The following is a 21437-nucleotide window of genomic DNA, read 5'->3' as shown; positions in this document are numbered from 1 at the left end:
ATTGAACTATATTCATGGACAAAAATAAAGAAATCTCCTATTGTTGAGTTACCCTAACGTTATCCATAAAACGCCTCAACAAAGGAGATTTCTTATGGATAACGTACCGAATCATAACGTCATTTGTCAATGCCTAAAATGGTTACATGTCCATTCTACTCGACACGAGTCATTGGATTACCGGGCCCAAAAGCTGTTTGTCGGCTCTTCGACACTCTTATTTGTAGAGGCACAGCTTCAGCAACGAGACTCATACAAAGTCATGTCAGAGCATGTAGCGGCTAATCCTGAATTTCAAGATCTTCTGGGTCTCAAGAGCATAAGCGCTTCTCAACTATCGCGGAAGCTGAAACGGCTGCCTATGGAGTATCTTCAGACGCTCTTTTTCTCGCTCATTGATCGAATCAAGCAACTTACAAAAGGGAAACGCGGCATTACGCCTGGTATTGGGAAACTCAAGCTAATCGATTCATCGGGAATTACACTACCTCCCATTCTCGCGAAATGGTCCTATTGTTCCAAAAGTAGCCATGGCGTGAAGATGCACACCTCCTTGGTCGTTGCGGACTCCAAAACGATGTATCCAGACAAGATCGTCGCTTCAACCAAAGATGTAGCCGATCATGAAGTCGTGTTGGAATTTACAGTGGATAAAGATGCGACCTACGTGATGGACCGAGGATACCAGGTATACGACCATTTTCAGAAATGGGTAGAGGATAAGATTAAATTTGTTTGCCGCGTCAAGCAAAAGAGCCGGTTAACGATCATCAGAAAAAGAGACCTCCCCAAAAGGCAGAATGGGTTTATCCTTGATGCTGATGTGACGATGCCGGAGCTGCCAGCGGTTCTGCGTTTGATTGAGTTTAAGGATGACCAAGGGCGTACCTATCGAATTGTAACGAATCGATTTGACTTATCCGCACATCAAATTGCCGAGATTTATCGAAATCGCTGGCATATTGAGTTGTTTTTTAAATGGGTCAAGCAGCATATTCGATTGGTAAAACCCCACGGTTATACGGCCGAAGCGATTTGGAACCAAATGTATATTGCTTTAATCGCGTATGCTCTCTGTTTGCTGATTAAATTAACACTGGACTGTAAAAAGTCGACATGGGACCTCCTCCAGTTGATTCGCATCTATGCGGAAAAACCATGGGAAAATTTGATCGCTGCACTCAACCGCAAGCCGACTCGAACATCTAGAGGTCGACCAAAGCGAAATGGGAGACGTCCGAAAAAGGCAACAAAGTCGATGAAACCGAGACTGATTGTGACGTAATGACAAACGAAAACGATTTTTACATATAATGGATAACGCGTAGGGTCTGTTTCCAGCTCGACTTTTTTAGACTTAGCGCGGACATCGCAAATGTAAATATATATCATATATTGATGTTAATTGAAATTAGATTATGAACTAACCGCTCGATGCAACGCTAGTGCTTATAGAGCAGAAATTGATGCATCCACGCAGCATTTCATTGCTTCATCCATCTTCCACCGGTTTGCGAGCCGCCGTTTTTCCCGCATCCGCATTCCCTGTTACCTCGTCATCTCCATCATTTTGCAGTGCCTGTAAGACACCCTCTCCTTTGCCCTAATTGAGAAAGATGATTTATACGGACAGGCAATATGATGACGAGTTCTATTTCGGCATGACCAAGGAGGAATTTCAAGAGCTGTATCTCCAATAAGCCGGAAGCCCGGAACGATAGAAAAGGGGCTGATCGCCCCTTTTCCGCCTGCCAATACATTCGCGGCCAGCATCGCTTGGCCTGTGTGTCAGCCCTTGCGAGCGGAGACGAGAGAAGCGTAGGTGCGCTCATACTCCTCCCGCAGCTCGGCGACAACGTCGGTAATCGGCGCCGTCCGCTTGATCGCCCCCACGCCTTGTCCGGCCGACCAAATATCTTTCCAGGCCTTTGCTTCGCTGACTTCCGCAAAAGAGAAGTCCATCGTCTCCTTCTTCTGCAATTGGTCCGGATCAAGCCCTGCCTTGCGAATGCTGGGAACGAGATAATTGCCGTGTACGCCGCTAAAAGCATCCGTGTAAATCAAATCTTCCGCACCCGATGCCATGAGCATGCTTCGATAAGCCTTGCTTGCAAAGCTTTCGTCCGTCGCGATAAAGCGCGTCCCCATATAGACCATATCGGCGCCGAGCACCTCCATCGCTACGATATCCTGCCCGCGGGAGATGCAGCCCGCGACAATCGTAATCCCGTTCCAGAATTCTTGCACCGCGCTCAGAAAAGCAACCGGGTTGAGCGTTCCCGCATGCCCGCCGGCGCCGTTGCACACGAGAATCAGGCCATCAATGCCCGTTTTGGCTGCTTTTCTCGCATGAGTCAGATGGATAACGTCGGAAAATACAAGCCCTCCATATTCATGCACGATATCGACAACCGCTTGCGGATTCCCCAGCGATGTAATCACAATCGGCGGCTGGAACTTCTTGATCATCTCGAGATCCGCTTCGTAGCGCTTGTTCGAACGGTGCACGATCAGATTTACTGCCCAGGGAGCAACCGGCTGTGCTCTCTCTTGTTGCTGGGCTGCGGCCAGCTCTTGCGTAATCCGCTCCATCCATTCTCCCAAAATTTCGGTCGTACGGGCGTTCAGCAGAGGGAACGACCCGATAATACCGGCTTTGCAGCCTTCAATAACCATTTCCGGGCTTGACACCAGAAACATAGGAGCGGCAATAACAGGCACTGTTAGCCGCTCTTTTAGCCGTGCGAGTTGCTGTTGCGACATGATCTTCCTCATCCCTTCAACCTTTTCTGTGTGGCACTGAAATCTAGCAACCAATTCTGTTGATTAATTACAGCTTATCAATTATGACCAGTTATTTCAATCATACGATCCTGATCTTCCCATTATCACTTGTTCTTAGGGCCGCCACACATCATCACCGTCATGTAGAGCACAAAAACGCCGAGCCTATCGGATTCGAAGGCTCAGCGCTTACGTTCCATTATCCTATTGTTGAAAGTTCTAATGCGGCAGCGCTCCGTTTATTTGAAGGACGCATATCCTTCATCCGCCATCACGACACTGCCGTTAATCGCGCTGGTTTCCTCGAGAGGCATCAAATAGATCGCATCGGCCACTTGCTCTGGCTGCGTCAATTTGTTGCCGATAACTTTTGCTTTCATGGAGTCTGCCATGCCTCTATCCTTGTAGCCCTGAATAATCGGCGTATCGACTGCGCCCGGCCGCGATAATCCCATAGGCTACCCCGTGCTGGTTCACGTTGATGACATCATGATAATCCTTCAGCTTCTGGTCAAGTATAGTTAATCAATGCTTAATAAGAGGTGGAAGCCGATGAATCTCGAATAGCTCGAATACATTGTCCAGGTGGCCAAAACCGGAGCATTCACGAAAGCGGCGGAGCATTCGCATGTCACGCTGTCGGCGATAAGCTAGTCCATCTCCCTGCTTGAATCGGAATGGGGCGTCAGCCTGTTCCACCGCTCGCGCGGGCTGGGCGCCGTCCCGACGCCGGAAGGCAGATCCCTTATCGCCAAGGCGAATGAAGCGCTGGCCGCCCTCCATGAGCTCAGGGCCGAAGCCCAATCCTACAGCGACGCCATGAGCGGGCAATTGCGAATCGCCACCATACCGGGACCGATGCATTTGCTGGTGCATGTCGTCTCGCGCTTCAAGCGGGATTACCCGGGGGTGAAGGTGGAGATTATGGAGAAGGGCCCGAAGGAAATATTGGAGCTGCTGAAGCATGACAAGATTGACATTGGATTAATCGCGCTGCCGGAAAGCCTGCTCCATCAACAACGCTGCCTAACCTTCGAACGGCTCTTGGAAGGCAAAATGGTGGTCTGCGTCAACGAGCACTCCCCTCTTCGTCTGGAGAGCGCGATCACGCCCGCTAAATTAGCGAAGCAGACGTTCGTGCTGTATGACGACGAGCATATCCGGGACTTCATGGATCAGTTTGTCGCGTCCTATGGCGAGGTTGACATTCTATGCATCAGCAACAATACGCAGGCGATTTACAATGCGGTCAAGGAAGGCATCGCGGTGACTCGATTATTCGTTCAAGGAGGACGGAGAGCATATCATCACGCTGCCGCTGGAATCCCCGACTACCGAGCCGGTTTATTACGGATGGGTGCATCCGGAGGAGAAGCATATCGCACGGGCGGCGAAGCGATTTCTGAACAGGCTTCAGGCCGAGCTCTGATCTTCATTCGCGATAATAACTGCAGTTGCATAACAAAAGGCAGTCCCCGGTTCGTCCTGCGCCCTTCATGCGGACGTCCAAAGACTGCGCCGGGGATTGCCTTATGTGCCAGACGGGTTAACGGTCGTGGACTTGCCGTCTTTTATTGCTGTTTATCCCATAGGATATCGGCCACAACCGGCATATGATCCGAAGGGAAGCGGCCGTTCTGCTGATCCGCCAGAACCCCGTATTGCAGCACGCGAACCTGCTCATTGACAAAAATATAATCGATCGGCGAGTCAAGATCCTCTCCATTATCGCCCTTGAAGCATTCGCCGTCGCGGAACAGGCATTCGATCAGCCGCTGAAGCTGAAATCCGTGGAACGTGAACGACGGTCCGAAGTGCGGATGCTGCGCGGCGTAGCGCGCGTCCCGCAAAGCGCCAGAGCCGGCCCCGGCTCCGGTAAGGATACCGTATGGCACCGATGATTCGGTGCAGTTGAAGTCCCCTGTGACGATGACAGGGCAGCGTTCTTCCCGCTTCGCGATCCGGTTCAACAGCAAGTGCGCGCTCTGCTCCATCGCTACCGTCCCTACATGATCGAAATGAGTATTGAAATGAATGAACCGGGTTCCCATCAGCTTATCCTCAAATCGAACCCATGTCACGATGCGCGGGCAGGCGGCGTCCCAGCCTAGGCGACCGGGAGTCTCCGGCGTCTCGGACAGCCAGAATGTCCCATTGTCGAACGGCTCCAAACGGCTCTTGCGGTAGAACACGGCGCAGAATTCCCCTCCTTCGGCGCCGTCGTCTCTGCCCTTGCCTGCCCAGCCGAAATCAGGCAGCATGCGTTCCAAATCGGCGATCTGATGGCGGAGCGCTTCCTGGAGGCCGACCATGTCCGCGCGGTGAAAGCGGATCATGCTGGCGGCCATATCCGCCCTGCGGCTCCATCTCTGCTCCCCACCCTCTATGTTATCGCTACCATACCGAATGTTAAAAGACATGCATCGCAATGATTGGTTCTCATTATGTAGCATCATGACTATTCACTCCTCTTGGCGATGTGGCGTTCGATTTGCGATGGTTGGTGCAGGCTGCACTCTTCTATTCTATCTCACCCGATCCCCGATTGGAACTGATGACAGGCATATTTTCCTCATTTGTTTTCAGACATGCACAAAGACACCCAAAAGATCTTGGGCGTCATTTATCATCATCTCGTTTTGCTTAAAAATTCAACCGTTTTGTTGAAAGCTTCTTGACCTGCTGGCGTATCTATTTGAAGTTGATATTCATGTCCCAGCTCGCCGGTAACATTTATATCAAAGAAGAGATAATCTACAGGTACGCCTTTACTTTGTAAAGCCGAAACCAACGCTTTATTTTGAGCTTCGAATGATCCCGTATTTCCATCCGTAATAAAGGCTGGCGGGAAATTTTCCGTAACATAATTCAAAACGGCAGCATTTTTCGCGTCTTCTGATTCCTCGAAATCTTTCTTGCCAAAATGTGACCAACCAACGGTACGAACAAAATCATACATTGGCGATTCTTTTGTCGTTCTTTTTGCAATCTCAACCATATCATATGGACCGCAATATAATAAGGCTCCCTTTATTGTGGAAGGATCAACGACAGCGTCAATGTTGGTTAACTTCGCATACTCTGGAGAGGTTTGAATATTCACAAACAGAGCAGCCAGATTTGCTCCGGCAGAGTCTCCTGCAAAATACACCTTATCGAGTTTTACGTTATATTGCTCTTTATTCTCTTTTATATATTGATAAGCCTCACCAAGCTGAAGTACTTGAGTAGGGTATTTGGCTTTCGGAGAAAGAGCATAGTTAATATTCACCACGGTATAACCACGAGCAGCCAATTCCACTGCGTAATTCGTGAGTCCTGATTTGTCTCCGGCCACATACCCGCCGCCATGTGTCCAAAAAATAACAGGCGTTTCTTCTGTACGGTTCTTAGGAAAAATGATATCTAATGCACCATTCCGAAATTTAGAATTGTAATCGATATCCTCTACGATTTCGACTGCTTTTAAGGCATTTGCATAATTAGCGGATTTCGCATAGGTCATTTCGTTTAGCGCCTTGCCGTACAGATATGCTTTGGGGATTGGCGTAAAAAACCAAAAACTTACACCTGAAAGTATCAATACGGAAACAATCAGAAGAGCCACAACCATTCTTTTTTTCACTAGTCCTTTAGTTTTTTGTTTTTTCACTGCCATTAATAATTTCTCCATTCCTTGTTCATATTGTCATCGTGAGAAAGTAAAACTCTGTTGAATTAGATTGTTCTCATCTCCTCAATGCTTATTTATTGTATACAATAAGGTTGTGAATCTTATTGTGTACATGCTAGACAGTTATTACTTGGACAATTATTTCCATCTTCTTTAAATAAAGAGAGTTCGGATAGTGAATACCATCTTTTAATGAAGAGATTATATCATAATTGTATACATTTTGAATACCGATTTGATGTGGCTTCGATCAGGTATTTGATGGGAATTAAGAATGAATTTTAAATCTTCAAACATAGAGTATTTGGAAGTATGGTGTAAGATCATTGGTTAATGATAATAAACTTTTGGGAAATAATGGAAATGAGTAAGGCATTTATAAATAGAGATGTTATATGATAAACTGGATTGTATACATTATGTATTTTCATTGTTTGCAATAAGAATGATGGTGATTACTAGAAAGGAAAGGATTATGAAAAAAACACGGGAAGAAATAGCGTATATGAAGATAAAAAGTAAAATTATTGAAGGCAAATATGAAGAAGGGCTTCGTTTAACAGAATCTAGATTAGAAAAAGAGCTAAATATGAGTAGAACGCCGATTCGTAACGCGCTTTCTCGTTTAACATCAGAAGGATTTCTAAAACACCAAAGTCACTGTGGGATAACTGTAGCAAAAACAAAATCATCATTCGAAGACATTGTTGAGTTTTTAGAAATTCGTTTGTTGTTTTTTAAACTTTCCGTTGAAAAGGTTGTTGTGAACCAGAAAGGCTTTGATGTCGTCAGTTTAAGAAAATGTTTGAAAGAGCTTCCAACTGCTTTAGAGAAGGGAGATGTCGAAAAATTTCATAATACGTTGTGGAGAATACATGAATTATTATTGTCTCCGGCCGAAAATAAAACAATTATGCAAGTTATACAAGAAATACAAAAGAAAAAACTGCTAGATACTGTAGAAGTTAGATATATGAGACGAAAGCCGTATGAAAAGGAACTGCTTGGTTTAATGAAAGAGTTTGTTATGCATCTGGAAGAAAAAGAATATGAAAAAGCAATTCAAACATTTGAGCAAATTAATAAGGAAGTTATTTTAGGGTTATTGTAAGATTTAAGGTTAAGTGAAAACACCTCCGACCCAAAGGGGAGGTGTTCTTCATTTCACTCTTATGTCGACGACAACAGCGACGCCATGACCGCCGTCGACGCACAGGGCGGCAAGTCCGGTGGCCGCCTGCCTGCGCTTCATCACATGCAGCAGCGTCACGAGGATGCGCGCGCCGCTGGCGCCGATCGGATGCCCGAGCGCGTTGGCGCCGCCATTCACAATGACAAGCGCCGCCGCCCCGTCGTTAATCCCTGAGGCATTGCCGGCCGTGACCGTGCCGTCCCGCTGGAAGGCAGGCTTGAGACGATGTCTTCGCCACGCATGCTCGTGCCGAACAGCTCATTTCCGCCTTTCCCGCCTACAGCAAGAGCAGCCGGCAATTTCACAAGAAATGGAAATCCGAACTGCAACAGATTGATATTGACGAAGAAACATCAGATTGATTATTACAATAACTAATGAAGACAATGGCAAGTTACGAACAAGCATGCCTTGCCAATACCTTCATATATGTCGTGTTACGGGAACAACGTTCAGAAACGATACGCAGACGCTGCCTCCTCATACAGGCAGCGTCTATTCGAATCTAGCTCAACAATGATGTTGCTCCCAACCCGCTACCTCTTCTCTTACACGAGGCGCTACTTCCGTTCCGAATAGCCGTATCGCTTCCATGACCTCTTCATGAGGCATTGTGCCGTGCGGCATATGTAACATGAATCTGGTGATGCCTACATGCTTGCGAAGATGAATAATTTTTTGGGCTACCGTTTCCGGGTCGCCAACATATAGGGCACCCTCCAGGCTGCAGGCCGCGTCGTAGTCCGCTCTCGTGTACGGTGGCGCTCCTTTTTCAGCGGCTCTCACGTTCGTTCTTGCAAATGTAGACGGGAAGAACGTTTCGATTGCTTGTTTTTGATTCTTCGCGACAAAACCGTGAGAATGAGAAGCAATTGGCAAACGGGTTACATCGTGACCAGCTTCAGCAGCCGCTTTCTTGTAAAGCTCAACCTGTGAAGCGTAGTCGAGCGGCTTCACTCCTCCGATAATGGCGAGCACAAACGGAAGTCCCAATGCCCCTGCACGAATCGCGGATTCCGGACTTCCCGCACTTCCAATCCAGACCGGCAAAGGATCCTGCACGGGGCGAGGATATATGCCTAGATCCTGAATCGCAGGGCGGTGCTTCCCGCTCCAGCTTACTTTCTCCGACTTCTGAATGTGCAGCAGCAGCTCCAGCTTCTCATCGAACAGCTCTTCATAATCGTCCAGATCGTAACCGAATAATGGGAATGATTCGAGAAAGGAGCCTCGACCGACCATAATCTCCGCCCGTCCGTTAGACAGCCCATCAAGTGTTGCAAAATCTTGAAATACACGTACGGGATCAGCAGATGACAAAATCATGACAGCGCTCGTCAGCCGAATTTTCGTTGTTTTAGATGCAGCAGCAGCTAATACAACCGCAGGAGATGATGCCGCAAAATCATGGCGATGATGCTCGCCTACCCCATATACATCCAGTCCTACCTGATCCGCGAGAACAATCTCCTCCACTACTTCACGCAGCCGCTCCGCGTGACTTATCGTTGTTCCCGTGTTGACATCAGGTGTTGTCTCGACAAACGTGCTTATACCTAGTTCCACAATCCATTTCCTCTTTTCCATTGATGTTCATGTTCATAATACGCACACTACAGACGGTATATTAATTTATCACTTATTTTCATTATTTCATAGGTTATTCTTGTAATTTTCAATTATTTTCTGTATAAAAAATCGAGTTACACATTTCATGGAACCTTGGCAGCTGCCCCCCTACAGTGCCTTGCGATAAAACGACAACACCTCCGATCCAAGGACAATCGGAGGTGCTCCCTATTCTATACTTTACATTTGCTCGACGACAACAGCGACGCCATGGCCGCCGCCGACGCACAAGGCGGCAAGTCCGGCGGCCGCCTGCCTGCGCTTCATCGCATGCAGCAGCGTCACGAGGATGCGCGCGCCGCTGGCGCCGATCGGATGCCCGAGCGCGATGGCGCCGCCGTTCACATTGACAATCGCCGGATCGAGCCCGAGCTCGCGAATAACGGCGATCGCCTGGGCGGCAAATGCTTCATTCAATTCCGCCACGTCGATATCCGCGAGCGACATCCCGGCTTTCTTCACCGCCGATTGCGCGGCCGATACAGGGCCCATGCCCATCAAGGCGGGGTCCACGCCTGTGGAGGCGTAGCCGCGGATGCGCGCGAGCACGGGCAGCCCCATCTGCTTCGCCATGCGCCCGGAGCAGACGACAAGCGCCGCCGCCCCGTCGTTAATCCCGGAGGCATTCCCGGCCGTGACCGTGCCGTCCGGCTGGAAGGCAGGCTTGAGCCGGGCCAGGGCGGCAGCCGTCACATCCGGGCGCAGATGCTCATCGGCTTCTATCCGCGTCAGCCCCTTCTTGGTCCGAATCTCCACCGGTACGATCTCGGCGGAGAACTCGCCGCGCTCCCATGCCTCGCGGGCTCTCTGCTGGCTCGTCAAGGCAAACGCATCCTGCTCTTCCCTCGCAATCCGATACTTCGCCGCGATATTTTCCGCGGTCTGTCCCATATGAATGCCGCAGATCGAGCAGGTAAGCCCGTCTTTGAGGACGCTGTCCACGACTACTCCGTCCCCCAGCCGGTATCCGGCTCTTCCTTGCGTCAGTAAATAAGGCGCCATCGACATATTTTCCATGCCGCCCGCGACGATAAGATCCGCATCGCCCGCCTTGATGGCCTGTGCGGCCAGGATGACCGCTTTCAGACCCGAGCCGCATATTTTATTGATCGTTACGGCCGGCACCTCGCAGGGCAGGCCCGCCTTCATCGCGGCCAGACGGGCGGGGCCTTGCCCGCTGCCCGCCTGCAGCACATTGCCCATCATCACCTCTTGCGCCGCTTCCGGGAGCAGCCCGGCGCGCTGCAGCGCTTCCCCAATGAACAGCGCTCCCAGCTCGACCGCCGGCACTTCGCTCAATCCGCCCATGAACGCGCCGATCGGCGTCCGTACGGCGCTTGCAATCACGACGTCCGTCAGACCGTCACCCCCATTCCGCTATGCAAGATTATCAAAGACGCTGTGCAATAGACCATCAAAGACCCAATGCACTAGTAAGTAAATAGATAGGCAATAGAATGCCTCCCGCTTCGTTCACGCCGGCTGGCCGTCAGGTCCGAGTATCTGTCGCAGCGCCTCGATGAACACCTCATTGTCCTGCTCCGTTCCGACGGATACGCGGATCGTGTCGGGATAGCCGAGCAGGCTGCCCGCGCGCACCACCACGCCCCGCGCCAGCAAGGAGCCGAATACGTCGTCTCCGGAGCGGTCCAGCTTCACCATCAGGAAATTGGCATGCGAAGGATAGCAGGACAGCCCGAGCTGCTTCAGCTCGGAGACGAGCTTCGTTCTGGCCGCCTCATTCCGCCGCGCGCAGTCGGCGGCGAACGCCGCATCGTCCAACGAGGCGAGTGCCGCGGCTTGCGCCATCCGGTTCGAATTGAACGGCTCCTTTACTTTGACCAGCTCCTGCACGATGCTCGGGTGCATCATGCCGTAACCGACGCGCAGGGCGGCCAGACCGTAAATTTTGGAGAACGTGCGCAGGATGACCAGGTTCGGATAACTGGCGAGCAGCTGCACGGTCTGCAAGTAATCGGGATCGGATACATATTCGTAATAAGCCTCGTCGATGATCAGCAATATATGGCGCGGCACCTGCTCGATGAAGGCAAGCAGCTCGCTCTGCCCCACGATTGTCCCGGTCGGATTGTTCGGGTTGCATACGAAAATCATCTTCGTCCTGCTGCCGATCGCCTCCAGCATGCCGGCCAGATCATGAACGCCGTCAATGAGCGGCACCGTTACCGGAACGCCGCCCTCAATGCGGACGTTCGTCTCGTAGCGGGAAAACGTGACATCGGCCATAATCGCCTCGTCCCCTGCTGCGATATAGCTCCGCGTCAACAAGCGGATAATCTCGTCAGAACCATTGCCGACGATGAAATATTCAGGCTCCACGCCGAGGCGGGCGGCCAGCTTCGCCGCCAATTCGGGGGCGGTGCCTTCCGGATACAGGGCGCATTTCTCCATCTCGCGCACGACGGCTTGAGCGGCCAGCTTCGAGCAGCCGTACGGATTTTCATTGGACGCGAGCTTGATGATGTCTGTAAGACCGAATTCCCTTTTTACCTCTTCAATCGGTTTTCCCGGCACGTACACGCCCAACGGTTCGATTTCTTTTCTCGTCGGAATCTTGACAGACACTTGCATAGACCATCCTCCTTCCCCCTTTACTCCGATACCCGCGGCGGCGCGTTCGCCGCGCTCAGCGCGGGACTCAACCGGAACGGCGCCTCGGTTTTGTCCCGAATCTCCTCGACGCCGACGCCCGGCTGCGTCTCGATCAGGACCATGCCTTCCGCCGTAAAATCAAACACGGCCAAATCGGTGATTAACCGGTCGACGACTCGCTTGCCTGTGAGCGGAAGGCCGCATTCCCGCTTGATCTTCGGTTCGCCGTGCTTGTTCACATGCTCCATAATGACGACGATGCGCCGGGCGCCGTTCACCAGGTCCATGGCGCCTCCCATGCCCTTGATCATTTTGCCGGGGATCATCCAATTCGCCAGATCGCCCTGCTCCGATACTTCCATTCCGCCCAAAATGGCGAGATCGATATGTCCTCCCCGGATCATGGCGAACGATTCGGCGCTGTCGAAATAGGAGGCGCCCTCCACGACGGTCACCGTCTCCTTGCCCGCGTTAATCAGATCCGGATCCTCGGCCCCTTCCTGAGGATACGGACCGAGGCCCAGGAGGCCGTTCTCGGAATGGAGCATCACATTGCACTCCGGCGGAATGATTCCTGCAATCAGGGTCGGCATGCCGATGCCGAGATTGACCGTCATCCCGTCTTCAATCTCCAGCACGGCCCGCCGGACGATGGCCTCGCGTGCGTCACTCATGAGAATCCCCCCGTTCCCAGCGTCGCCGGCTGCACGACGCGCCGTTCAATCCGCTTCTCGTACCCGGTTCCGTGGAGCACCCGCTGCACATAGATGCCGGGCGTATGAATGTGATCCGGATCCAATTGTCCCGGCTCGACCAGTTCCTCCACCTCGGCAATCGTAATCTTGCCCGCAGCCGCTGCCAGCGGATTGAAGTTCCGGGCCGTCTTCCGGTAGATCAGGTTGCCGAGCGTATCTCCCTTCCACGCCTTCACGAACGCGAAATCGCCGACAATCGCCTCTTCCATCATATATGTGCGGCCATTGAACTCTTTATGCTCCTTGCCTTCCGCCACCGGCGTGCCGACGCCCGTCGCCGTATAAAAGGCCGGGATGCCGGCTCCGCCCGCGCGGATACGCTCGGCCAGCGTTCCCTGCGGAACAAGCTCCACCTCCAGCTCGCCGCTCAGAAGCTGGCGCTCGAACGTTTTGTTCTCCCCGACATACGAGGCGATCATTTTCTTAATCTGGCGGTTCGGGAGCAGGAGGCCGAGCCCCCAGTCGTCCACGCCGCAAGTATTGCTGACGACGGTCAGATTCTTCACGCCGCTGTCTCTCAGCGCCGCGATGGCCAGCTCGGGGATACCGCACAGGCCGAATCCGCCCACTATCAAGGTGGCTCCGTCCTGAATCCCCTGTATCGCCTCGGCGGCGGAATGCACGACTTTCCCATGCTGCTTCATGCCATGCGCTCCTTTCATCGGCATATCTTGCGCCTAAGCGCGTTTACACGGTCCGCGACGCTTCCTGCGAATCGGCGCACCAGCTGTACATATATTGGCTATCCTCATACGCCAGCGCCTGCTTGACGACGCGCAGCGGCCGGAACGTATCGATCATGACCGCAAGCTCCGTAGTTTCTTTTTTGCCGATGCTGTCTTCGATCTTGCCGGGATGCGGGCCGTGCGGAATGCCCGACGGATGCAAGGTGATGGAGCCTTCCTTCACGCCCTTGCGGCTCATGAAGTTTCCTCTGACATAATAGAGCACCTCGTCGCTGTCTACGTTGCTGTGGAAATAAGGGGCCGGAATCCCCTCGGGATGATAATCGTATAACCGGGGAACGAAGGAGCAGATGACGAAGTTATTCCCCTCGAAGGTCTGATGGATCGGCGGCGGCATATGAATGCGGCCCGTAATCGGCTCGAAATCGGCTATGTTAAAAATCCACGGATACAAATACCCGTCCCAGCCTACGACATCGAACGGGTGATGATTAAACATATGCAGGTGGATATATCCCCTAGACTTTGTCCTCACCTCGAACTCGCCGAGCTCGGCATACGTTTCCAGCTTCTCCGGACCGCGGAAATCCCGCTCGCAGAAAGGGCTGTGCTCCAAAAGCTGGCCATGCGAGTTGCGGTAGCGCTTCGGCGTCGTAATCCAACTGTTCGTCTCCACGGCCAAAAGCTTCGTACGCCCACGCTCCGGTTCCGGAATGACGCGATAGATCGTGCCGATCGGGATGACAATATAATCCCCCGGCCGGTAACGGAGAGTGCCGAACATTGTCTCTACGGCGCCCTCCCCTTCATGCACGAACAACAACTCGTCCCCGTCCCCGTTCCGGTAGAAATAATCCATCGGCCGATCGACGTTCGCAACGGCGATGAGCAGGTCCTCATTGCCCAGCATATAGCGTCTGCCAGCGACGGCATCGCCCGTATCCGTGCAATCGCCGGTCAACAGATGGCGGTGGCGCAGCGCGCCTTGCTCTTCGAATTCAATGTCGAAGGCGGCGTGCAGTTCCGCCTTGCCGACAGCCGTCGGCGGATGATGGTGATACAAGATCGACTGAATGCCGGAGAAGCCCTTCGTTCCCATGACTTGCTCCCGGTACAGGGTGCCGTCCGGCTTGCGGAACATCGTATGCCTTTTGCCCGGGATGTCCCCCATGCGGCGGTAATAGGCCATGACATGAATCCTCCTCTCTCTGAATTCAATACCGGTCGTTCGCGGTCTCCTCGCCGCTTCAACCGATGGTGTTGCGCAGCAGGCCGAGTCCCGTTACTTCCAATTCGACGACATCGCCGGGCTCCAGCCAACGGTGCGCTTCCGGTCCCAGCTCAAGAAGGCAGCCGGTCCCGACCGTGCCCGATCCGATAATATCGCCGGGGTACAGCGTGGCGTCCGCAGAAGCCCGCGCGATCATCTCCCCGAACGTATAATGGAGGTCGCGCATATTGCCGCGCGACAGCTCGGCGCCGTTGACGCGGGCCCTCATCTCCAGCTCGTGGCGCCTGCCGGCGCGATAGCGCTCCAGCTCGTCCTTGGTGACCAGATAAGGACCGAGCGAGGTGGCGAAATCTTTGCCCTTGGCCGGGCCGAGGCCGACCTTCACTTCCTCCCGCTGGAGATCGCGCGCGCTCCAATCGTTCATGATGCAATAGCCGAAAATATAGGCGTCCGCTTCTTCTGCCCCGATATCCCGTCCTTCCCTGCCGATGACGCAGGCCACCTCCAGCTCGTAATCCAGAGCGGAGGCGGCGGCCGGTCTGCGGATAAGCGCGTCCGGGCCGGCGATGGCCTGATGATTGCTGAAATAGAACACCGGGAACCGGTACCATTCCGGAACCATATCGAGCCCCCGCCGCCGCCGCGCCGCGATGACATGCGCTTCGAAGGCATAGAAATCGCGGACGCTCGGCGGCTTCGGAATCGGCGCGAGCAAGGCGACATCGGCCGCAGGATAGACGCCCGCATGCGCGAGCATCGACTCCGCATCCGGGCCAAGGCGGCGATCGATCCGCCCTGCTTCCTCCATATAGTCCTCATGATGGCGCACCAATTCCAGCAATTCGCCCGGCAGCCGTCCTTCGCTGACGGCTCGCATGTCGACGACGCAGCCTTCCCTCAGCCAACCGGAGCGCGGCGCGCCCGTGCCGGTGTCAAATGTCACGAATTTCATAGAACCTCCCGCATCCCGTGGCCGTTACTTTTTTCTCTCCAGCATAAAGGTGTCGGAGACGGCCCGGGTGTAGACATGGCCGGCCATGCGTCCGATCGGAAGCAGCTTCTCCATGTCGATTTTGCCGTCGGCATATAGCTCGTCGCTAATATGCATCAGCACGACCTTGCCGATGACGAGGCTGCCGGCGCCCGGCTGCTCGCCGAAATGAAGGATATCATGGAGCACGCACTCCATATGGATGGCGCTTTCCCGCACCCGGCAAGGACGAATGAGCCGGCTCGGGATCGGGGTCAAGCCCGCCGCCTGGAACTCATCCACCTCCGGATCGAATTCCGCGGCCGTCTCATTCATCGGCTCCACGATCCGTTCCCCGACGATATTCACCACGAATTCGCCAGTCGCTTCAATATTGACAAGCGTATCCTTCTTGCGGCCGTCCGTGCCCCGGCGCATCGGGGCGAAGCAGATCAGGAGCGGCTCCGCGCAGATGGCCGTGAAAAAGCTGAACGGAGCCAGATTCGCCGTACCTTCCGAATCGATCGTGGACACAAAAGCAATCGGACGCGGCAGGATGGAGCCTATCATCAGCTTATAAGCGTCTCTCCAGTGCAGCTCGTGCGGTGCAATTTCCATGCGGCTTCTACTCCTTCCTGCGGCGCGGGGCTACAAGTTGCCGCGGCGTTCCTGCTCCCGTTCGATCGATTCGAACAAGGCCTTGAAATTGCCTTCGCCGAAGCCGACGGCTCCTTTGCGTTGAATGATCTCAAAAAACAGCGTCGGTCTGTCGACAAGCGGCTTCGTGAATATCTGCAGCAAATAGCCTTCATCATCCCGATCGACCAAAATTTTCAGTTCCTTCAGCTTGGCGATATCCTCATCGATCCGTCCTACCCGTTCCGTCAGCATATCGTAGTAAGTATCCGGCGTGCTCAGGAACTCCACCCCGTTCTCGCGCAGCGCCGTCACGGTCGAGACGATGTCGTTCGTCAATAGGGCAAGATGCTGCACGCCCGGGCCGTTGTAATATTCCAGATACTCCTGGATCTGCGATTTGCGTTTAGCGGTCGCCGGCTCGTTGATCGGGAATTTGATTCTGCCCCCGTTATGCATCACTTTGGACATGAGAGCCGAATATTCCGTGCTGATGTCCTCATCATCGAAATGAATCATTTGCTTGAAGCCCATCACTTTTTCATAGTAAGCCACCCATTCATCCATTCGCTCCACGTTGCCGACGACATGATCGATGCCGATCAGTCCGGCCGGCTGGTGCGGCAGGCTATCTTCGATCGACTGATAGCCAGGCAGGAACAATCCGTTATAATCGTCCCGCTCTATCAGCGTATGAATCGTATCGCCATACGTGCCAATAACCGCTTTTTTCACCTTGCCGTGCTCATCCGAATATTCAGCCGGTTCCATAATGGCGATTCCGCCGCGCGAGACCGCATCCTTGTAAGCCTTTTCAACATTGCTGACCCGCAATGCGACATCCTTGACCCCATCGCCGTGCAATTTGACGAACTCGGCAATCGGATGATTGTCTGAGAGAGCGCCGGAGAGAACGAACCGAATTTTGTTCTGCTCGATAACATACGATACATGTTCCCGGTTGCCGGTCTCCAAGCCGGAATAAGCGATAGGACGGAATCCGTACCCTTTGACGAAATAGTGCATCGCTTGCTTCGCGTTCCCCGTATAAAATTCAATGTAGTCGATGTCCTGAATCGAGAAAATTTCTTGCTCCGTTCTTTCGGTAATCGCTTGTTTTTTCATAAACACCCTCCTACACTCGCATGATTGCTGCCACTGAGAGTATATGACGGATTCCAATATCTAGCAAAGGCGTACTCGAACGCGAGCATGCTCCAACGCGCGGCAGATGAACCGCGGCGGCACCCGGGCGCATGAATCCGGCAGGGATAAACCGCAGCGGGACGCTATCGCATTGAAGCATCACCAAGTAGTATCAGGCTGTTTTTCGGAAAGGTTCGAAATTGTGAATGTTTTTTGAACAAACAGAAGGAAATAGACGGCTTCTTGTCAAAAAATAAGGAGTATGCGCATTTATGGTATTCATTTCGAATTGGAGTTGATAGGACGATATGTATGCCAAGCGTTCCGGCGACCCGGCCATCGAGCAATTGTTGGAGGTCATTATGAAGCTGCAAAGCATCGAGGAATGTTATGATTTTTTCGAAGACTTGACGACTCCGAAAGAATTGCAGGCCTTGTCCCAACGGCTGGAAGTCGCCAAAATGCTGTTGAACGGCAGCACGTATATGGAAATCGAAGCGGAGACCGGCGCAAGCACGGCCATTATCTCTCGCGTCAAGCGAATCCTTCATTATGGCAACGGAAGTTACCGGCTCATGCTCGGCAGGCTTGAACAGCAGCAGCAATAGCAATAGTAATCGGGACCGGGAAGCTCTTCGCGTCCCCGTCTCATTCAGCTGTTATGCCGGCACAAGAGCCGACACATGCGAAGCGCAAGCGCTTGGCGCGTGTCGGCCCCTTCTAGTTCATCAGCTTGCGGCTGACGAAGGCCAAATCCTGGTCGTCGATTTTCCCGTTGCCGTTCGCATCCATATGCTTCACCCGCTCCCAATCCGGGCTGTGCTTCGTCTTGCCGTAATGAGAGGCGACGATAGCCAGATCGCCAACGGTTACCTTGCCGTCCCCGTTGTAGTCCCCGGGAAGCGAAGCCCCGGCTTGAATGGTCTTCGAAGAGGGCGTCGCCTGCGCTTCCCGTCCCTGCTCATCGCCGAGCACCGCGCTGGAGATAGAGATGACGCCGGTCTTCGAACCGATCTCCTTCTTGAGTCGGAACGTCAGCTCCAGCAGATCCGCCGCGCCGTTCACCGCGTTGCCCTCGCCTTGGCTGGCCACAATCAGATGCAGCTTGCCGGGCGTCTTTTTGTCGCTCTCAATCAGGCTTACGCCTTTCTTGACCGATTTGCCGGACATCAGTTCCATAAAGGCAGGATCATACTCGACTCGGATATCCTGCGCACAGATGTTCTGCAAGCCGCCGTTCAAGCCGTACGTAACGGTGAATTTCTCCCCAGGCCCCGGGCTGAACGTTGCTTGCCCCGCTCAATTGGGTCTGCCATCCGGCCGCTGACGAATCGATGGTTACCGTTACGGTGGCGATATTCGAATCGGATTGACCGTCATTCGCCTTGAAGGTGAACGTGTCCGGGCCCGTCTCTCCCTCATTCGGCGTGTAGGTGAAGGCGCCGGTCGACGCATCCGTCACCACGGCCTTGCCATTTGTGCCGTTGTCGACAATGCTATACGTCAGCGCATCCCCGTCGCTGTCGGCAGCCGTGAGGGTGCCGGTTACCGGGGTATTGGCCGCCGTGCGGAACGAGGCGTCCGACGCTTCGGGCGACGTATTGCCGCCCGTATTTTTGCCGTTCGCGAATCGATACAGTCTGTCGTACAGCTCGCGAATTTGCGGATCCTGGCTGTTCGCCGCGTCGCGCAGCACCGGACCGCTTCCTTTGTAGTATGCCTTGAACGTGTCCGGGCCAGCAAAGCCATACTCATAGCCGGCATCGAGATATTCATGGAACCGCTTGCGGAATGCCTCGTCCGTCAGCATGCGGTTGTCGAACTCGAGTTCTACGCCCATGCCGAACCGCTTCGCCGTCTTGGCTCCGTCAATCAGACGATCGATCGGCAGCGGCTCGAAGAAATAATTCGGCTGGTAGGCTGCCGCATCGAGTCCGACATCTTTCCACATAAATGCTTTATACGCCATGGAGTGCGGAATCCAGAACGATGTCAGGCCCTGCGCATGCACATCGGCATTGACCATGCGGACGAAATCCGGACCCGATTCGCTGGTGCTAATCGACTCATCCAGCCAATACAGGCCGACAAGCTCCAGGTTGGAGTAATTGTTCTCCTCCCAACGCTTGAGGAATTCCTGGATCCACCAGCGGACCGCCTTCTGCCGATTGGCCAACGCTTGCTCCCGACCGACCCTTCCTTCACTGAAGTTCTCGGATACGCCGTCCCCGTCCACATCGCCGAAGTCCGTCACATGCTCGGCCGGAAGCGGGATCATCCCCACCACCTTCATTTTATAGTCCGGCTGCTTCAACTTCTGCCCGACTTCCTTCACCGCTTCATTCAACTGGCTCATATCGCCTTCCGGCTTGAAGGTTTTGCCGAGGTACCATTTCCAGTCCGGCAAGAGCGAGTCCAAGCCGAAATCGCGTCCTTCGGGCGACTTCAAGCCGAGCATCAGCACGCCGTCGAAGAACCAGTCCGTCAGCTCCCCGTTTTTATTGACATAGCCAATCTCGGGAATCAAATTATCCTTCGTCCATTCCGGCACATCGCTGTAGTATCCGTTATAGACGAGCGACAGATTGCGGATTCCCGCCGTATCCGCGCCCGGACGCAAATATTCGAACGACTTGGCCGGCACCTCCTTGGCGCCCTCCAGCTTGCCGTCCGCTCCGATGATCTCGATCTCGTCGAGGAAGGTCCAGGCTTTCGGGTGCATCGAGAACATCACTTTGACGTAGCGCCCATAAGCCATGTTGGCATCGGGCCCCGCCGCAGGAATGCCATCCTTGCTTCCGTCCCACACATAGTACTGATCTTTGGGCGGACCGTCGACCCACAGCAGCTCGGTCGCCTTGTGGGATACCTCTCCCCAATTCACGTTATCGTTCGAGACGTATATCGAGACCGTCAATGGGAACAGGATGGCCGAACCGGGCCAATCCTGAAGGAAGTGGGACTTGATGCTGGAGATCGACTTCGCCTCGCCCAGATCGAATACGATCTCCCGCGTCTGCTTCTGCAAATGTCCGGTCCATGCCGGATCCAGCACGTTCGTGCCGCCGGTTTTGCCGTCCGTCAGCTTGTTACCGGTATCCGGGTAGCGGTAATCCGGCGCCTCCGACCATACATAGATGGAGTCCTTGGCCAGATTGCGGAGCTCCGGCTCGCTCTCGGCCGCATGCGCATTCGGAACCGGGATGAAAGCGATCAGCATCATCATGCATAAGGCCAGGGATATTCTCTTTTTCAAAGATAGCATTATTTTCCCTCCTGAGTGTGGTTTACAATCCCCCATGCCGCTTCTCTAGGCGGGACTGCCTCGCGCCCGACAAATATCAATTCCCTCCCTTCTACGGAGACGCACAGGTCATGAAGCCTTCGAAGCCGTGTAATGTAAGCGTATTCACTATGACAATAAAAGACCATCTCCCCCGGAGGAAAGAGATTTCTTATGACTTTCATATACAGTTGTTTACCTTCTCTGTCCGCAAGATCTTACCGTTAGATCTTATGCTTACAGGAAGGCAGCAAAGTGCTAGTTCTCCACGATGTCCGGGTGCTCGCCCATAATGGCCCATGAATCCCTCCTCCCGGCTGGCATGCCGCATGACCCAGTCTGCCGCCGCCTTGCGCGCATGTCCGACGTTCATGTCTGACCTCCTCTCGAATCTCAACTGCTTGCGCATGCATTCGCTCGCGCAGCTTGAACTGCATCCCCAATCTACTTCGACGCAAGAAATCGATTTATCCTGCTTCCGGGTTGCCTTATCTCGCCAATCCCTCGATAGCGCCAATCTCCCAAAATGCTTGCGCCAACATAGATTTGCTTCTATCAAAACCGAGAGGAGAAAAGGCCCTGTTCCCTAAAGCGCAATTTGGATAAAACCGGACCTCCACTTGCCGGAACCGCATCAACAAAAACGTTTTCACGACGTGAAAGAACGGTTCTTTCGACAGGGATGGGAATAAGTTGCATTCCTGAAAATCTTTATTGACTATCACGCGAAAGGGCTGATACCATACTTGCATACGCCATAATAACCAAGTTGTCCTATCGGATATATAGTTAAAATGAGCGTGAGCGCACACAAATCAGACAGTGCGGGCTGCAGACGG

Annotated in this window: 19 protein-coding genes and 2 pseudogenes; 5 read left to right on the top strand and 16 right to left on the bottom strand. The window is 53.4% G+C overall.

Going from position 1 to position 21437, the window contains the following annotated elements; translation table 11 throughout:
- Positions 1-94 precede the first annotated feature (94 nt).
- Complete coding sequence (locus tag OCY70_RS07875; protein WP_261944552.1) at positions 95-1285, top strand: IS4 family transposase; 1191 nt, start codon at positions 95-97, stop codon at positions 1283-1285.
- A gap of 503 nt (positions 1286-1788) precedes the next feature.
- Here OCY70_RS07875 and OCY70_RS07870 read toward each other — a convergent pair.
- Together OCY70_RS07870 and OCY70_RS07865 are read right to left on the bottom strand one after the other, a co-directional pair.
- Entirely contained in the window at positions 1789-2763 is a 975-nt protein-coding gene (locus OCY70_RS07870; RefSeq protein ID WP_261944664.1) for an NAD(P)H-dependent flavin oxidoreductase, read from the bottom strand.
- 260 nt (positions 2764-3023) lie between these two features.
- Positions 3024-3303 (bottom strand): annotated as a pseudogene (locus OCY70_RS07865) (SDR family oxidoreductase); the annotation flags it as partial.
- Between the two features lie 66 nt (positions 3304-3369).
- Between OCY70_RS07865 and OCY70_RS36045 the strand changes: the two are divergent.
- Positions 3370-3438 carry a hypothetical protein gene (locus OCY70_RS36045; protein WP_373871421.1) on the top strand — a complete coding sequence of 23 codons (69 nt, stop codon included), beginning with the start codon at positions 3370-3372 and terminating at the stop codon, positions 3436-3438.
- Between the two features lie 165 nt (positions 3439-3603).
- Positions 3604-4401, top strand: a complete 798-nt coding sequence (locus OCY70_RS07860) for a LysR family transcriptional regulator substrate-binding protein (protein WP_306433908.1) — start codon at positions 3604-3606, stop codon at positions 4399-4401.
- On the opposite strand, the gene OCY70_RS07855 is transcribed toward OCY70_RS07860, so the two are convergent.
- Positions 4356-5240 (bottom strand): endonuclease/exonuclease/phosphatase family protein, encoded by an 885-nt coding sequence (locus tag OCY70_RS07855; RefSeq protein WP_213426772.1) that lies wholly within the window; start codon positions 5238-5240, stop codon positions 4356-4358. The genes OCY70_RS07860 and OCY70_RS07855 overlap by 46 nt on opposite strands.
- A gap of 173 nt (positions 5241-5413) precedes the next feature.
- Positions 5414-6442, bottom strand: a complete 1029-nt coding sequence (locus OCY70_RS07850; RefSeq protein WP_213426773.1) for an alpha/beta hydrolase — start codon at positions 6440-6442, stop codon at positions 5414-5416.
- 490 nt (positions 6443-6932) lie between these two features.
- Here OCY70_RS07850 and OCY70_RS07845 point away from each other — a divergent pair, with 490 nt between their 5' ends.
- Positions 6933-7568, top strand: a complete 636-nt coding sequence (locus OCY70_RS07845; RefSeq protein WP_213426774.1) for a GntR family transcriptional regulator — start codon at positions 6933-6935, stop codon at positions 7566-7568.
- A 48-nt stretch (positions 7569-7616) separates the two neighbouring features.
- Here OCY70_RS07845 and OCY70_RS07840 read toward each other — a convergent pair.
- From OCY70_RS07840 to hppD, 10 genes and pseudogenes are all read right to left on the bottom strand, one after another.
- A pseudogene (locus tag OCY70_RS07840) lies at positions 7617-7874 on the bottom strand (thiolase family protein); the annotation flags it as partial.
- 285 nt (positions 7875-8159) lie between these two features.
- Positions 8160-9215: an LLM class flavin-dependent oxidoreductase gene (locus tag OCY70_RS07835; protein WP_213426830.1), complete on the bottom strand. Its 1056-nt coding sequence runs from the start codon at positions 9213-9215 to the stop codon at positions 8160-8162.
- A gap of 243 nt (positions 9216-9458) precedes the next feature.
- A complete protein-coding gene (locus OCY70_RS07830; RefSeq protein WP_283776714.1) occupies positions 9459-10625 on the bottom strand; it encodes an acetyl-CoA C-acetyltransferase in 1167 nt (388 codons plus the stop codon).
- Positions 10626-10751: 126 nt separating this feature from the next.
- Positions 10752-11870, bottom strand: coding sequence for a histidinol-phosphate transaminase (gene hisC / locus OCY70_RS07825; RefSeq protein WP_213426775.1), 1119 nt, complete (start codon positions 11868-11870; stop codon positions 10752-10754).
- A 20-nt stretch (positions 11871-11890) separates the two neighbouring features.
- Positions 11891-12565 (bottom strand): 3-oxoacid CoA-transferase subunit B, encoded by a 675-nt coding sequence (locus tag OCY70_RS07820; RefSeq protein WP_213426776.1) that lies wholly within the window; start codon positions 12563-12565, stop codon positions 11891-11893.
- The gene (locus tag OCY70_RS07815; protein ID WP_213426777.1) at positions 12562-13290 is read right to left on the bottom strand and encodes a CoA transferase subunit A; all 729 of its coding nucleotides are present in this window, start codon (positions 13288-13290) and stop codon (positions 12562-12564) included. The genes OCY70_RS07820 and OCY70_RS07815 overlap by 4 nt, the downstream gene beginning before the upstream one ends.
- Before the next feature lie 43 nt (positions 13291-13333).
- Entirely contained in the window at positions 13334-14521 is a 1188-nt protein-coding gene (locus tag OCY70_RS07810) for a homogentisate 1,2-dioxygenase (RefSeq protein ID WP_213426778.1), read from the bottom strand.
- Positions 14522-14579: 58 nt separating this feature from the next.
- Entirely contained in the window at positions 14580-15515 is a 936-nt protein-coding gene (locus OCY70_RS07805; RefSeq protein WP_213426779.1) for a fumarylacetoacetate hydrolase family protein, read from the bottom strand.
- 24 nt (positions 15516-15539) lie between these two features.
- A complete protein-coding gene (locus OCY70_RS07800) occupies positions 15540-16151 on the bottom strand; it encodes a flavin reductase family protein (RefSeq protein WP_213426780.1) in 612 nt (203 codons plus the stop codon).
- Positions 16152-16181: 30 nt separating this feature from the next.
- The gene (gene hppD, locus OCY70_RS07795) at positions 16182-17294 is read right to left on the bottom strand and encodes a 4-hydroxyphenylpyruvate dioxygenase (RefSeq protein WP_213426781.1); all 1113 of its coding nucleotides are present in this window, start codon (positions 17292-17294) and stop codon (positions 16182-16184) included.
- 329 nt (positions 17295-17623) lie between these two features.
- On the opposite strand from hppD, the gene OCY70_RS07790 reads away from it, so the two are divergent.
- Entirely contained in the window at positions 17624-17923 is a 300-nt protein-coding gene (locus OCY70_RS07790) for a YerC/YecD family TrpR-related protein (protein WP_213426782.1), read from the top strand.
- 112 nt (positions 17924-18035) lie between these two features.
- On the opposite strand, the gene OCY70_RS07785 is transcribed toward OCY70_RS07790, so the two are convergent.
- Positions 18036-18545, bottom strand: a complete 510-nt coding sequence (locus tag OCY70_RS07785; RefSeq protein WP_249724603.1) for a cohesin domain-containing protein — start codon at positions 18543-18545, stop codon at positions 18036-18038.
- Positions 18505-20580, bottom strand: coding sequence for a DUF4855 domain-containing protein (locus OCY70_RS07780; RefSeq protein WP_249724604.1), 2076 nt, complete (start codon positions 20578-20580; stop codon positions 18505-18507). The genes OCY70_RS07785 and OCY70_RS07780 overlap by 41 nt, the downstream gene beginning before the upstream one ends.
- Positions 20581-21437 lie beyond the last annotated feature (857 nt).

The organism is Paenibacillus melissococcoides (assembly GCA_944800085.1).
GTDB lineage: Bacteria > Bacillota > Bacilli > Paenibacillales > Paenibacillaceae > Paenibacillus_B > Paenibacillus_B melissococcoides.
Note: the sequence above shows the minus strand (reverse complement) of the source record. Positions and strands in the feature narration are given on the sequence as shown.

Coding starts and splice junctions, on each gene's coding strand:
- OCY70_RS07820 (WP_213426776.1), bottom strand. CDS start 12,565: ATGAGTGACGCACGCGAGGCCATCGTCCGGCGGGCCGTGCTGGAGATT.
- OCY70_RS07800 (WP_213426780.1), bottom strand. CDS start 16,151: ATGGAAATTGCACCGCACGAGCTGCACTGGAGAGACGCTTATAAGCTG.
- OCY70_RS07870 (WP_261944664.1), bottom strand. CDS start 2,763: ATGTCGCAACAGCAACTCGCACGGCTAAAAGAGCGGCTAACAGTGCCT.
- OCY70_RS07815 (WP_213426777.1), bottom strand. CDS start 13,290: ATGAAGCAGCATGGGAAAGTCGTGCATTCCGCCGCCGAGGCGATACAG.
- OCY70_RS07790 (WP_213426782.1), top strand. CDS start 17,624: ATGTATGCCAAGCGTTCCGGCGACCCGGCCATCGAGCAATTGTTGGAG.
- OCY70_RS07860 (WP_306433908.1), top strand. CDS start 3,604: ATGAGCGGGCAATTGCGAATCGCCACCATACCGGGACCGATGCATTTG.
- OCY70_RS07855 (WP_213426772.1), bottom strand. CDS start 5,240: ATGATGCTACATAATGAGAACCAATCATTGCGATGCATGTCTTTTAAC.
- OCY70_RS07810 (WP_213426778.1), bottom strand. CDS start 14,521: ATGGCCTATTACCGCCGCATGGGGGACATCCCGGGCAAAAGGCATACG.
- OCY70_RS07780 (WP_249724604.1), bottom strand. CDS start 20,580: ATGCTATCTTTGAAAAAGAGAATATCCCTGGCCTTATGCATGATGATG.
- OCY70_RS07805 (WP_213426779.1), bottom strand. CDS start 15,515: ATGAAATTCGTGACATTTGACACCGGCACGGGCGCGCCGCGCTCCGGT.
- hppD (WP_213426781.1), bottom strand. CDS start 17,294: ATGAAAAAACAAGCGATTACCGAAAGAACGGAGCAAGAAATTTTCTCG.
- OCY70_RS07845 (WP_213426774.1), top strand. CDS start 6,933: ATGAAAAAAACACGGGAAGAAATAGCGTATATGAAGATAAAAAGTAAA.
- hisC (WP_213426775.1), bottom strand. CDS start 11,870: ATGCAAGTGTCTGTCAAGATTCCGACGAGAAAAGAAATCGAACCGTTG.
- OCY70_RS07875 (WP_261944552.1), top strand. CDS start 95: ATGGATAACGTACCGAATCATAACGTCATTTGTCAATGCCTAAAATGG.
- OCY70_RS07850 (WP_213426773.1), bottom strand. CDS start 6,442: ATGGCAGTGAAAAAACAAAAAACTAAAGGACTAGTGAAAAAAAGAATG.